The sequence below is a fragment of the Rodentibacter pneumotropicus DSM 21403 genome, assembly GCF_000379905.1.
GTDB classification, from domain to species: Bacteria; Pseudomonadota; Gammaproteobacteria; order Enterobacterales; family Pasteurellaceae; genus Rodentibacter; species Rodentibacter pneumotropicus.
Genome location: NZ_KB904055.1, coordinates 117,111 through 129,777 on the forward strand (window position 1 = coordinate 117,111; position 12,667 = coordinate 129,777).

At 39.7% G+C, this 12,667-nt stretch carries 12 protein-coding genes; 6 read left to right on the forward strand and 6 right to left on the reverse strand.

What is annotated here, in order from left to right; all coding sequences use genetic code 11:
- Positions 1-45 precede the first annotated feature (45 nt).
- A complete protein-coding gene (locus A3GE_RS0106670; protein WP_018356482.1) occupies positions 46-837 on the reverse strand; it encodes an outer membrane protein assembly factor BamD in 792 nt (263 codons plus the stop codon).
- A 111-nt stretch (positions 838-948) separates the two neighbouring features.
- Here A3GE_RS0106670 and rluD point away from each other — a divergent pair, with 111 nt between their 5' ends.
- Positions 949-1,923, forward strand: a complete 975-nt coding sequence (gene rluD, locus A3GE_RS0106675; protein ID WP_018356483.1) for a 23S rRNA pseudouridine(1911/1915/1917) synthase RluD — start codon at positions 949-951, stop codon at positions 1,921-1,923.
- Position 1,924: 1 nt separating this feature from the next.
- The gene (pgeF, locus tag A3GE_RS0106680; protein WP_018356484.1) at positions 1,925-2,659 is read left to right on the forward strand and encodes a peptidoglycan editing factor PgeF; all 735 of its coding nucleotides are present in this window, start codon (positions 1,925-1,927) and stop codon (positions 2,657-2,659) included.
- A 35-nt stretch (positions 2,660-2,694) separates the two neighbouring features.
- Here the strand turns inward: pgeF and ruvX are convergent, their stop codons facing one another.
- Genes ruvX through fadR form a run of 4 tightly spaced genes read right to left on the reverse strand, consistent with a single transcriptional unit; the run spans position 2,695 to position 5,196 of the window.
- Positions 2,695-3,117: a Holliday junction resolvase RuvX gene (ruvX, locus tag A3GE_RS0106685; RefSeq protein ID WP_018356485.1), complete on the reverse strand. Its 423-nt coding sequence runs from the start codon at positions 3,115-3,117 to the stop codon at positions 2,695-2,697.
- Positions 3,117-3,677 (reverse strand): YqgE/AlgH family protein, encoded by a 561-nt coding sequence (locus A3GE_RS0106690; protein ID WP_026215423.1) that lies wholly within the window; start codon positions 3,675-3,677, stop codon positions 3,117-3,119. Before A3GE_RS0106690 ends, ruvX begins: the two co-directional genes overlap by 1 nt.
- On the reverse strand, positions 3,674-4,411 hold the full coding sequence (gene rsmE, locus A3GE_RS0106695; protein ID WP_026215424.1) for a 16S rRNA (uracil(1498)-N(3))-methyltransferase: 738 nt from the start codon (positions 4,409-4,411) through the stop codon (positions 3,674-3,676). Before rsmE ends, A3GE_RS0106690 begins: the two co-directional genes overlap by 4 nt.
- A gap of 59 nt (positions 4,412-4,470) precedes the next feature.
- On the reverse strand, positions 4,471-5,196 hold the full coding sequence (fadR, locus tag A3GE_RS0106700; protein ID WP_026215425.1) for a fatty acid metabolism transcriptional regulator FadR: 726 nt from the start codon (positions 5,194-5,196) through the stop codon (positions 4,471-4,473).
- A 135-nt stretch (positions 5,197-5,331) separates the two neighbouring features.
- Here fadR and nhaB point away from each other — a divergent pair, with 135 nt between their 5' ends.
- From nhaB to A3GE_RS0106720, 4 genes are all read left to right on the forward strand, one after another.
- On the forward strand, positions 5,332-6,873 hold the full coding sequence (nhaB, locus tag A3GE_RS0106705) for a Na(+)/H(+) antiporter NhaB (RefSeq protein WP_018356489.1): 1,542 nt from the start codon (positions 5,332-5,334) through the stop codon (positions 6,871-6,873).
- A gap of 9 nt (positions 6,874-6,882) precedes the next feature.
- A complete protein-coding gene (gene dsbB, locus A3GE_RS0106710) occupies positions 6,883-7,416 on the forward strand; it encodes a disulfide bond formation protein DsbB (RefSeq protein ID WP_018356490.1) in 534 nt (177 codons plus the stop codon).
- A 375-nt stretch (positions 7,417-7,791) separates the two neighbouring features.
- Positions 7,792-8,364 (forward strand): sigma-70 family RNA polymerase sigma factor, encoded by a 573-nt coding sequence (locus A3GE_RS0106715; RefSeq protein WP_018356491.1) that lies wholly within the window; start codon positions 7,792-7,794, stop codon positions 8,362-8,364.
- Positions 8,361-8,531: a zf-HC2 domain-containing protein gene (locus A3GE_RS0106720; protein WP_018356492.1), complete on the forward strand. Its 171-nt coding sequence runs from the start codon at positions 8,361-8,363 to the stop codon at positions 8,529-8,531. The genes A3GE_RS0106715 and A3GE_RS0106720 overlap by 4 nt, the downstream gene beginning before the upstream one ends.
- A 77-nt stretch (positions 8,532-8,608) precedes the next feature.
- On the opposite strand, the gene A3GE_RS12220 is transcribed toward A3GE_RS0106720, so the two are convergent.
- Entirely contained in the window at positions 8,609-12,220 is a 3,612-nt protein-coding gene (locus A3GE_RS12220) for a Fic family protein (protein WP_428829630.1), read from the reverse strand.
- Positions 12,221-12,667 lie beyond the last annotated feature (447 nt).

The following is a 12,667-nucleotide window of genomic DNA, read 5'->3' on the forward strand; positions in this document are numbered from 1 at the left end:
TTAAAGTATTTTAAAGCCCCCGATATCAGTTAGGGCTTTTATTCGTTATTTTGTCGCAGTAGGTACAACCAATTCAGGATCTTCCGGCTTTTCTACTTTTGCAAACTGTTTATCCTTATTTGCATCAATAATCTGTTGGGTTTGGTTTGCCAAAGTCTCTAACCCCATTTTTTGATACGCATCACGCATCAAGAATAAACCTTCATAAGTCGCTTGCGCATCAGGATATAATTGCAACATTCCTACCACACGATTTGCCACCGCAACATCTGCATTACGCTTTGCATAGAATTTCGCAATTTCCAATTCGTGGCGCGCTAAAGAATCTTTAATATAAACCATGCGGGCTAAGGCATCTTGCGAATAAGGGCTATTAGGAAACGCACGTATTAAACTTTGGAAATTTGAAAATGCGGTTTTTAAAGAGGTCGTTTCACGTGTTGCGCGATCGATTCCAAAGAAATCCTGAATAGCGTTATCCGCTGTTGCCACATTTGTTAAACCTGCCATATATACTGCGTAATCACGATTCGGACTTTGTGGGAATTGATTCAAGAAATTATCTACTGTCACTAATACGGCAGTGTAATCTTGCGATTTATAGTTTGCATAAATGAGATCCAACATCGCTTGTTCTTGATATGTACTTCCCGGAAAACGTTCCGTTGTCGCATTTAAATAACGAATAGCTTCAGAATATCCCCCTTCTTGTAAAGAGCTTGCACCTTTATTGTAAAGCTCATCTACCGATAATTGCTCAACTTCTTTGTTACCGCTTGAACAACCGATCACAGCAAATACTACAGTAAGCAAAGCTAATGATTTCATTTTACGCATTGTTTTTTTCCTTAATTTTTACGAAAACTAATAAATAAGATACAATTAGCCGACATTGTATAGAACATTAATAAATAAGCCAACTTTTTAAACTTATTGAGATAAATTTTTATGCCACAAATTACCCTTTCGGCTGAAGTACAACCGGAACAAATCGGACAGCGCTTAGACCAAACCCTTGCAGAGTTGTTCCCTGAATATTCCCGCTCACGTCTAAAAACTTGGATTGAAGCAGATCTTGTGAAAATCAACAATCGTATTGCCAATATCCCTCGTGAAAAAATATTCGGTGGTGAACATATCGAAATCATCGTAGAGCTAGAAGATGGAACACACTTTGAGCCTGAAAATATCCCTCTTAATATCGTCTATGAAGATGATCACATTATTGTCATCAATAAACCGAAAGATCTTGTCGTCCACCCCGGTGCGGGCAATCCGAACGGCACGGTATTAAACGGCCTTCTTTATCACTATCCGCCGATTGCCGAAGTACCACGGGCTGGGATTGTGCATCGTCTGGATAAAGATACGACCGGTTTAATGGTCATCGCAAAAACAATTCCCGCCCAAACAAAACTGGTGCGAGATTTACAAAAACGAAAAATCACCCGTGAATACGAAGCCGTTGCCTCCGGTATTATGACCAAGGGAGGCTTAATCGATCAACCTATGGCACGCCATGCAACCAAACGTACACTTATGGCGGTTCACCCAATGGGAAAACCGGCAGTAACCCACTACCGTATAATGGAAAACTTTCGCAACTATACCCGCCTACGCTTACGTTTGGAAACGGGCAGAACCCACCAAATACGTGTGCATATGGCACATATTGCCCATCCTTTATTAGGCGATCAAACTTATGGCGGTCGCCCTCGTCCGCCAAAAAATGCCAGTGAAAACGTTATGGAAGTATTGCGTAATTTTAAACGCCAAGCCCTGCACGCCGTCATGTTACGTTTAGCTCATCCTATTACTGGTGAAATGATGGAATGGCACGCCCCTCTACCGAAGGATTTTGTCGAATTGCTCAACGCGCTCAAAACAGATTATATTGAGCACAAAGACAACTTGGATTATTAATATGCAAGCGATTTTTCCCAATTGGCAAGCACCATCCAATATCCACGCGTTTACAACAACACGCCAAGGTGGCGTGAGTGTTTCACCTTTTGATAGCTTCAATTTGGGAGATCATGTTGATGATGAAAAAAGTGCGGTCAAAACCAACCGCACTTTATTAGTGGAAAAATTCCATTTACCCCATACCCCACTATTTCTCACTCAAACCCACAGTACCAAGGTCATTCAATTGCCCTATTCAGGCAATAATTTTGAAGCAGATGCGGTTTATACCAATCAACCGAATCAAGTCTGTACGGTGATGACCGCCGATTGTTTGCCCGTACTGTTTACCACTCGTCGAGGCAATGAAGTGGCGGCAGTCCATGCCGGCTGGCGTGGATTATGTGATGGAGTATTGGAAGAAACGGTAAAATGTTTTCAAGCACAACCACAAGATATCATCGCTTGGCTTGCCCCGGCCATCGGACCTAAAGCATTTCAAGTAGGAAAAGAAGTAGTTGAACAATTTATGCGCATTGACCCTATTGCAGAGATGGCTTTCATAGCCGCTCCCTCTCAGCAGGGAAAATACCTCGGCAACCTTTATCAGCTCGCCACACAGCGCTTAAATAAACTGGGTATTACAGAAATTTCCGGTGGTGATCATTGTACCTTTAATGAAGGAGATCTCTTTTTTTCGTATCGGCGGGATGGAAAAACGGGCAGAATGGCAAGTGTTATTTGGTTTGATTAGATATTGAGAATTTTCCGTTTAAATGCGCTTTCTCATCAAAAATCTGGGTTATTCTCAAACCAACTCTCTAAAATTAAGCAAGCAGAAATACCATCCACTTTACCCTTTTTCAATGCGCGAAAACCACCACGCTCAAAGATTTCACTACGTGCTTGTGTTGTGGTTAAACGCTCATCCTGTAATACCACTTTGACACCGAAACGCCCATTTAAACGGTTAGCAAATTTTCTCGCCCGCAACGTTAATTCCTGTTCCGTGCCGTCCATATTCAACGGAAGCCCCACAACAACAAAATCAGGATCCCATTCTTTTAAGCATTTTTCGATATTTTTCCAGTTTGGAATACCGTCTCGCGCATTGAAAGCAGGCAAGGCCTGCGCAGTGCCGGTAATACTTTGTCCCACGGCACAACCGATACTTTTCATACCAAAATCAAAAGCGAGGGCGGTAATACTCACTAGCTATGCCCCACTTGTGCAGTAGCAAAATTATGCATATTAATTCCGAGCAATTGGCTTGCCGCAAGATAGCGGTCTTCATAAGGGGTATCAAATAAAATTCTATCGTTTGACGGGACCACAAGCCACGCATTATCTGCAATTTCTTGTTCCAACTGCCCAGCAGACCACCCGGCACAACCCAATGCCACAAGATATTTTTCCGGTGCTTGTAAAGAACCGAAGGTATCTACCACATCTGCCGAGGTTGTCAGACAAAGATCATCGGTGATTTTATAGCTATGTTGAAAATCAACCAGACTATTTTTATGCACAATAAAGCCGCGTTCGGTATGCATTGGACCACCAGCTACCACCATTGCATCATCAAAAGTGCGGTCATTTTTCATCATAAAATTTAATTTACTATAAAGCTCAGCAATGCTGAGATCGGTGGGTTGATTAATCACAACCCCCATAGAGCCTTGCTCATTATGCTCACAAACAAAGACGACTGTGCGATAAAAATAATCCGCCAAATGTGGCATTGCAACTAAAAATTGTCCTTGTAAATCCATCATTCGCCTAAATCTCCAAAACAAATCTGTAATGCGCTAATTGCCGCCAAAGAAGCGGTTTCTGTGCGTAATACACGCTTTCCTAATAAAATCTCAGTAAAACCTTGCTGTTCCGTTTGGGCAATTTCCTGAGGAGATAATCCGCCTTCAGAACCAATCAACAAACGCACCCCTTCTTTCGGAATCATTGGTAAGGTCTTAATGGAATATTGGGCACGCGGGTGTAAATTCAACTTTAATGCGCCATCATTTTCTGCACACCAATCTTGTAATTTCATCAATGGACGAATTTCCGGTATCACATTTCGACCACATTGTTCACAGGCGGCAATGGCAATTTTTTGCCATTGCTGAATTTTTTTATCCATACGCTCTGCGTCCAGTTTCACACCACAACGTTCCGACCAAAGCGGTGTAATCACATTCACTCCCAACTCAACGGATTTTTGGATGGTAAATTCCATACGCTCACCACGAGAAATAACCTGCCCTAAATGAATTTTGAGGTTTGATTCTTTATTGACAAATTCACGTCCTAAAATATCGACTCTTACCGATTTTCTAACCGCTTCAATAATGCGAGCCGGATAAATGTGGTTACTGCCGTCAAAAAGCACTATTTGTTCGCCTTCTGTCATGCGTAGCACTCGCCCAACGTGATTTGCCGCCTCATCAGAAAGTTGACACTGAGTGAGATTTTCAAGAGATTCCGGGTGATAAATTCGAGGTATGCGCATAAAATGTGATGAAAAAGATAAGTAAAAAGTACAGTTAATTTTGACCGCACTTTTTTGGGTTAATTAGAAAAACTGTGTGGTAAACGTTCCAAAATCGCACTCCAGTAGGTGGCAGAACGCGAGTTATGTTTACGGATACAATCCACTACTGCCTCTGCATTACCTGCTTGGCAAATTTGTTGCAATTCCACATAAAACTGTTTGGTAAGTTCACGGTGCTTTTCACAACTAAAAAAGAGTAAACCTATTTTTTGATATACACCTTTTAAACTATTAAAGATTAAGCGATAAAAGGGCTTGTTTGCCAAAACGGTAAATTGGCGAAAAACACGATAATCAAATTCTGTATAATCTTCAGCCGTATTCTTTAATTCATTTAAATCATCAAATAGTACGGCAGATTGCTGAGGGGATTTTTTCACGGCTTCATAAATATAAAACTCCGACATTTTGCTACGTAATGACAACATATTATCAATAATTAGCGGTGCGGAATTTTGATCAAGAGTAATCAGCGTTTCAATAATGCTAGGGCTCGCCGTGTCCCAAATATTATTTACTTTGGTGGGTTTACCATGTTGAATCGTTAACCAACCATCTCGCGCTAAGCGCTGTAGAACTTCTCGCAATGTAGTGCGGGTCACCCCGATTTTATCGGCAAGATCTCGCTCGGAGGGTAAATTAGTACCGGCGGGAAAAACATCCTCCCAAATACTTTTTACGATATATTCTTCAGCAAGTGCCGCCGGGCTTTGTGCTTTTAAAAGTGTATTCTCTGTATTCATAATCATTAGATGTTAGGAAAAAAACCTAACAAGATCAAAAAAATGTGACTTATTTGACAAATTTTCATTTTCGTTATTATCCTTTAAAGCACTCTATATTACAATGAGCGCATTATAAAAAAACAGGAGCCATTTATGACTTACACACAGGCCTTAATGAAAAATTTTCTTGGTGCAAGCCCGGATTGGTATAAGCTCGCCATCTTAATTTTTCTGATTGCCAACCCAATCATTTTCTTTTTTATCAGCCCCTTCCTTGCCGGTTGGGTTTTAGTTGCAGAGTTTATCTTCACACTCGCAATGGCATTAAAATGCTATCCATTGCAACCGGGCGGACTACTTGCGATTGAAGCAATCATCATTGGTATGACAAATCCGGCCCACGTAAAAGCTGAAATTATGTCAAATTTTGAAGTTATCTTATTACTGATGTTTATGGTTGCCGGCATTTATTTTATGAAACAACTCTTGTTGTTTGTATTTACCCGATTGCTGATCGCCATTGAATCTAAGATTACTCTCTCTTTATCTTTTTGTATTAGTGCAGCATTTTTATCCGCGTTTTTAGACGCACTAACAGTCGTTGCAGTAATTATTAGTGTCGCCATGGGCTTTTATGGCGTGTACCATAAAGTTGCCTCAGGCAATAAATTAAATGATCTTATCGATATTACCAACGATGATAAATTAGGTGATAAACGCGCCACCTTAGAACAATTTCGTGCATTTTTAAGAAGTTTAATGATGCATGCCGGTGTAGGAACCGCACTCGGCGGTGTGATGACCATGGTGGGCGAACCACAAAATTTAATTATTGCAGAACAAGCAAATTGGAACTTTATTGAATTTTTCTTTCGTATGACGCCCGTTACTCTACCTGTTTTAGCCTGTGGCTTGCTAACTTGCTACTTGGTGGAAAAATTTAAATTATTTGGCTACGGCGCAAAACTTCCTCGTAAAGTCTGGGCGGTATTGGCACGTTTAGACCGTAATAATACACAAAAAATGTCAAAACAAGAAAAAATGAAGTTATTCATACAAGCTATCATCGCACTTTGGCTCGTTATTGGTTTAGCTTTCCATTTAGCTGCTGTAGGCTTGATCGGTTTAAGTGTGATCATCCTCGCCACAGCCTTTACCGGTATTACAAATGAACATATCATCGGCAAAGCATTCCAAGAATCGTTACCCTTCACCGCACTGCTTGTTGTGTTTTTTACCGTGGTCGCCGTGATTATCGATCAAAAACTTTTCTCACCAATTATTCACTATGTGTTATCTGCCAGTGAGAGTGCACAGCTGGTTTTATTCTACATATTTAACGGCTTACTCTCCGCTATTTCCGATAATGTCTTCGTAGCAACAGTTTATATTAACGAGGTCAAAGCTGCACTAACTAGTGGCGTGATCATCCCTCACCAATTCGAATTACTCGCTGTTGCGATCAATACGGGGACAAACTTACCATCTGTCGCAACACCAAACGGTCAAGCCGCCTTCTTATTCTTATTAACGTCATCGCTTGCCCCATTAATTCGTCTCTCTTATGGCAGAATGGTTTACATGGCATTACCTTATACCATTGTGTTATCCTTAGTGGGCTTATTTGCCATTGAATATATTTTACCGGCTGCTACCGTCTGGTTGGCAAATTTAGGATTAATTCAGCCAATTTAAGGAGGACAAATGCTCGCATTTTTTAAACGATTTTCAGAAAAACGCTCATCGTGGTTATTACTTGCATTTTCGAGTTTAGCCTTAGAATTGACCGCACTTTATTTCCAATACGGTATGGGATTACAACCCTGCGTTCTTTGTGTATATGAACGTTTAGCAATGAGTGGTTTATTTTTTGCGGGCATTATTGGTTTTCTCGCACCTCGTTCACTGTTTGTGCGATTAATTGCCCTCGCATTAGGTTTATTTAGTGGTATTAAAGGCTTGATGATATCCATCCGCCACCTAGATCTCCAGATGAACCCGGCGCCGTGGAAACAATGTGAATTTATTCCTAATTTTCCAGAAACCTTGCCATTCCACCAATGGCTCCCAAGCATTTTCAACCCAACCGGTTCTTGTGATAACAGTCAATGGTCGCTATTCGGCATCACAATGGTGCAATGGTTGGTATTTATCTTTGCTGTATATGTGCTTGTCCTCATGGTGATATTAATTGCACAAGTGAAGAAAAGCAGAAAACAGAGAAGGTTATTTAATTAGGAAATAGAAAATCGTGTTACTTTAGTTTCTTCCCCAAACGGGGCTGTAATTTAATTTATCGGAAACTTTAAAAATAAGAATTTCTATAAGTTTAATCTTTATAGGTTACATTTAAATAAGATACTTTCACGTAAGAAAATATATAAGTCCGATAAAAGTGCGGTTAATTTCACCGCACTTTTATGTCTGGTCGTATCACTTAATTCTGATACTTTATTATTGTTTCTGGTTTTTTCCGTTTTTGCTACTATAGAAAGCCCTTTTAGAGTTTTCACCTTAACTATTTTGTATGAATGTGAAAGTATTCTTACAAGAAGCCGTACTCATCGACTAACTCTTACAATATTTTTAATTTTGTTATAAAAGTAGAAAATTATGTCAATAACTCAAATATCAAAACAACAAATTACCGATATTCGCCTACAAATGATTAAATTCGCCGAATTACAACTAAATCATAAAGAGATCGCAGAGGATTTAGTGCAGGAAAGTTTATTAAGTGCATTGAAGAATATTACACATTTTAATCGTCAAGCAGCTTTAAAGACTTGGATGTTTGCAATATTGAAGAATAAAATTATTGATTATTTGCGCCAAAAAGATCGCTGGATATTAGAAAGCGAACTTATTTCTGAAGATGAACAAGAAAATACATTTTTTGATAATGTCGGGCATTGGAAATCAGAGTATAATCCGCCTAATTGGCAAATTAATGAACAAGCTGTTTACTCTGACGAATTTTGGGTTATCTTGGAGATTTGTTTAACAAATCTACCAGCTAAGCAAGCGAAAGTGTTTATGATGAGAGAATATTTAGGTTTTTCCAGTGAAGAAATTTGTGCCAATTTAAAAATTACCACTGCAAATCTTCGCACGATGTTATATCGTGCAAGATTGCAATTACAACAATGTTTATCTGTAAAATTATCTCTAGGAGAAAGGAAATGAACTGTTTACAAGTTACAAAATTAATTTCTGATTCGCAAGAACGTCCACTATCTTTTTTAGAAAAAACAGGTATGAATGCACATCTCCTTATTTGTCCACATTGTGTTAATTTCAATCAAAATGTTCAACAAATAAGAAAAATGATGAAAACATTTAGTAAGTATTAACTGTTTAGTTATGATCAATTAAAACTCTCAAATAAAAATCCACCTTCAATTGAAGGTGGATTTTACATTATCTAGGTTTATTTCAATTCTAACTCCCTAAACGGGCTCTCTATAACCTGATCTTTAATCGTAAACTTCAAGTTTGGATTATCTCTGTGATTTTCATAGAGGTAACGTAATTCCCTTGATGTCACTGAATTATAGAATTCATAGTTCGGATCAAATAATTTCTTCAGATTACTCATATCTATTTGAGTTTTATCTTTATTGAACGTCGTTGTATCCGTTGCTAAACCGTCTAACGCAAAATAGACTTTTCCGCCTCTTTCAAGGGTTTCTTTAGCAATCAGTTTGGTTTTTTCTGAAAAGAAATCTTCGCGACTTCTGTTCAGTTCACCTACTGCTGACAGATATTGTTCAATCGCTTCATTTTGCTCTTTAGTGAAAGAAGACGAGGTTTTTGGATTATCTAAATCCAAATTCTCATTTTGTTTCAGTTTTTGGAATAACTGTTGCTCCTTTTCATTAAATTCAGCGATCCGTTTGAGAGAATCGACTGCAGCCGGATTGTTGAGCAATTCCGTGATAATTTTTTTATTATCCTCGACATTGGCTTGATTGATACGGCTGCGAGAAGATGTTGCTAAGGCATTATCCGCGCCCAAATCTTGGAAGTTTGCAATATGATCAATATCTTGTTGCGTCACTTTCCCTTGTTTAACCTTATCTGCCAATTTAGACAAATTACCAAATTCGTAGCCTAAATTTAACTCACCAATATAACTATCCGCAAGAATTGGGTTTCGTTTCCCTTTATCGGCTTGGTTAGCACGGTTAATCAGTTCCTTACGCCCATCTTTTAAGCCATAAATCAAGGTATTATTGCCTAAATCTGTGCTTTGTGGTTTAAGGGTTTCCAGGTTGCTATTTGGGCTTGGTAAATGTTCAATCGATTGAATCTCCCGTTTGGCACCTGTATAGCCTTTATCCACCAATTTACTCAATTGCTCACCTAATTTATGACCCGAGAAGAACGCCTCTCGCTCTTGTGGCTGTTTTTTATACTGCTGCATATTAGTCAGCCCCGAATTGATATAATAAACACCATTTAGCGCCATTAAATTCGCATCCGGTTTCATATGCTCTGGTAACTTATCCTTATGACGGATAATTTGTGCCTGATCGTGATGCGTTAATTCGTGAACGATAGTATCCAAAATTTCTTTGTTATTTTGTTTTCTCGTGCGTAAGAAGCTCAAAATAGGTGTCGCATTCATTTGAACAAGATCATTACCGTAAGAACCTTGTTTCATTGAAAGCGGATTATTCCCCGTAAACTCTACTTTAGCACGGCTACCTTCAACGCCTGTGACTTCTTTTAGAGCTTCGAACTTCGCTTGTTCAACCAAACTGAATAAGCGTTTAATGCCTTCTTCATTGCCAGAGAGTTTTTGTTTCATTAACTGATGGAACTCTTGGTTTGAATCCAGTTTATCGACAATCTTTTGGTTAATTTCACCACGAGATTGTAAATAGGCAGCATCAAGCTCGATTTTACTCATCACTTTGCCCATATTTTTCACATTCTGTCCTTCAAATCCCTCAATAGTATCCGGACGGTGGATCTTATTGCGCGTTTCTTTTGCTTTATTTGTTAAAGCCGTCGCTTCTTCTACACTTGAGCCATATGCTAAATCTTGTAATGCTTTTAATAGATGCTCTTTCGGCAAACTTTCCGCATTTTCAGCCAAAATCTTTAATTTCTTTTCAGCCTCTTTCGCACCATCACGCTCACGTGCTTTTTGTTTCGCTTGTTCAAATAGCTTTTTGGAATCAATTTTCGGTTTATTTACATCGTTACCGATTTGATTTTCCTCAGCAAGTCTTTGATTATTATTGCTGTTATTGCTATTGGCTTTATTTCCAATCACAGCTGGAATTTCTGCGTAATCACTTTCAGCATTCTCTGCTTTGGCTTTATTGCCAACCACCGCAGGGATTTCTGCGTAATCACTTTCAGCGTTCTCTGCTTTGGCTTTATTGCCAGCCACAGCCGGAATTTCTGCGTAATCACTTTCAGCGTTCTCTGCTTTGGCTTTATTGCCAACCACCGCAGGGATTTCTGCGTAATCACCTTCAGCGTTCTCCGCTTTGGCTTTATTGCCAACCACCGCAGGGATTTCTGCGTAATCACTTTCAGCATTCTCTGCTTTGGCTTTATTGCCAACCACCGCCGGGATTTCTGCGTAATCACTTTCAGCATTCTCTGCTTTGGCTTTATTGCCAACCACAGCAGGAATTTCTGCGTAATCACTTTCAGCGTTCTCCGCTTTGGCTTTATTTTCAATTACAGCCGGGCTTTCTGTAGAAGCGTTTGCTTTAGTTGGTTGATCAACTTTAGTCATATCCTCTTTTAAGCGTTTGATCGTCATATAATCGGCGTTATCTTCGCTCGGTACAGATTGTTTTTTCCCTAACGTTTCATCTTTCTCTTTCGAAATTCTAGCCGCTTTTTCCGCTTCTGATTCGGTTTTTACCTTTTTCTTACTCGGATCGATTTGAGCATAGATATCTTCCGCTTGACCTGCTGAATTTGAGGCAGCTTCAGTTGGCGCAAATTTAGGTTTAGCCTCATCGACCGATTTCTCACCTAAGAGACGTAAGAATTCGTTAATCACTTCAGGGCTACTTGCGCTGTCTTTGGTATTATCCGATTGCGGAATAATGGTTTCCTCAAATTTACTGCTAAACTTCGTAAACGGTGGGTATCCCGCATCCAGCAATAATTTATTGACAATAACACGAGCAACACGTCCATTACCTTCAGCAAACGGATGATAAGCAATCACACGTTGGTAAACCATACCGGATAACACACTTGGTTCAACCCCTCTGGCTTTAGCGTCATTAATAAACTCAACCATCTGTGCAAGTTGTAATTTAGACGCCTGCGGTCCAGAGAAAATTGCATCTTCTTTGGTTAAGGACTCTTTTTTATACAACGTTCTGTTTTCACCCTCGTCCGGACGTAAACCATGATTGAGTTTTTCAATACTTTCTACGGTTAGACCATTTTTGGTATCGTTTAAAAACTCTTCTACGGCACCTTTAAGCTTATCTTTTAACTCTGGTGAACGTTGAATCGTTTTTGACGTTTCCGCTAACGCATCGACGATACGTTGAGTTTGTTCCGGCACGCTCATAATTTCATCGCTTTTCGGCAATTTTTTCACTAATTGCTGGATAGCGTTAAATTCCTGTTCGCTTGGTTTAAAGTGTAAGGCTTCGTTGATCTTACGTTCGGTTCTTTTCGCACCGTCTGTGAGAATATCATCCAGCTCAGGTGAGCCTGCCATTTGTTTTAATACCGCTTCAGGGACGCTTTTNTTCGCTGCTTCACGGGCTTCGGCTAAAAACTCACTGTTATTGAGAATTTTTTGTTCAAATTCATCATAACGTTTNGCNTCAAGNCTGAGTAACTCTTTCAAATTCAAATTGTCCTCAAGCTTCTCGTAGTTAGGTTTCCCGTTCGCTTGAGCTTCGGTGTCTAATGCTTGATTGCCTTTATTCGCATTTTCCTCTGCCTTTTTGGACGAAGTGCGGTCAGTTTTGAAAAAGTTTTTAATCTTTTGGAAAAATGACGGGGCACTTTGCGAACCGGTTTGTTCCACGTTTGCTGTTTCAGGCATTGTAGGCAATACACGGCTATTGTTGTTATTGCTATTTGCCTGTGCAAGGGAAGACTCGGCATTATCGGATTTATTACCGGTTTTGGCTAATGCAGGGATTTCTGCATAGTCACTTTCAGCATTCTCCGCTTTAGCTTTATTGCCAACCACCGCAGGGATTTCTGCGTAATCACTTTCAGCGTTCTCTGCTTTGGCTTTATTGCCAACCACCGCAGGGATTTCTGCGTAATCACTTTCACCACTATTCGCTTTTGTATTGCCACTTTGTGGTATCTCAGGTAAAGGACGTTTAGCTTTATTTTCCTGAGTTAAAGCAGGAATCTCTTCATAAATCGGCTCAGATTTGCCAGATTTAACTTGAGCATTGCTATCGCCTAATTTTGCATACGGGCTATCCGGAATTTCTTCGTAGATAGGCTCTTGCGATTGTTTCGGTTTTGTCACTTC

Coding starts and splice junctions, on each gene's coding strand:
- A3GE_RS0106690 (WP_026215423.1), bottom strand. CDS start 3,677: ATGATGGATTTACAAGGACAATTTTTAGTTGCAATGCCACATTTGGCG.
- rluD (WP_018356483.1), top strand. CDS start 949: ATGCCACAAATTACCCTTTCGGCTGAAGTACAACCGGAACAAATCGGA.
- A3GE_RS0106715 (WP_018356491.1), top strand. CDS start 7,792: ATGTCAATAACTCAAATATCAAAACAACAAATTACCGATATTCGCCTA.
- rsmE (WP_026215424.1), bottom strand. CDS start 4,411: ATGCGCATACCTCGAATTTATCACCCGGAATCTCTTGAAAATCTCACT.
- fadR (WP_026215425.1), bottom strand. CDS start 5,196: ATGAATACAGAGAATACACTTTTAAAAGCACAAAGCCCGGCGGCACTT.
- A3GE_RS0106670 (WP_018356482.1), bottom strand. CDS start 837: ATGCGTAAAATGAAATCATTAGCTTTGCTTACTGTAGTATTTGCTGTG.
- nhaB (WP_018356489.1), top strand. CDS start 5,332: ATGACTTACACACAGGCCTTAATGAAAAATTTTCTTGGTGCAAGCCCG.
- pgeF (WP_018356484.1), top strand. CDS start 1,925: ATGCAAGCGATTTTTCCCAATTGGCAAGCACCATCCAATATCCACGCG.
- A3GE_RS0106720 (WP_018356492.1), top strand. CDS start 8,361: ATGAACTGTTTACAAGTTACAAAATTAATTTCTGATTCGCAAGAACGT.
- dsbB (WP_018356490.1), top strand. CDS start 6,883: ATGCTCGCATTTTTTAAACGATTTTCAGAAAAACGCTCATCGTGGTTA.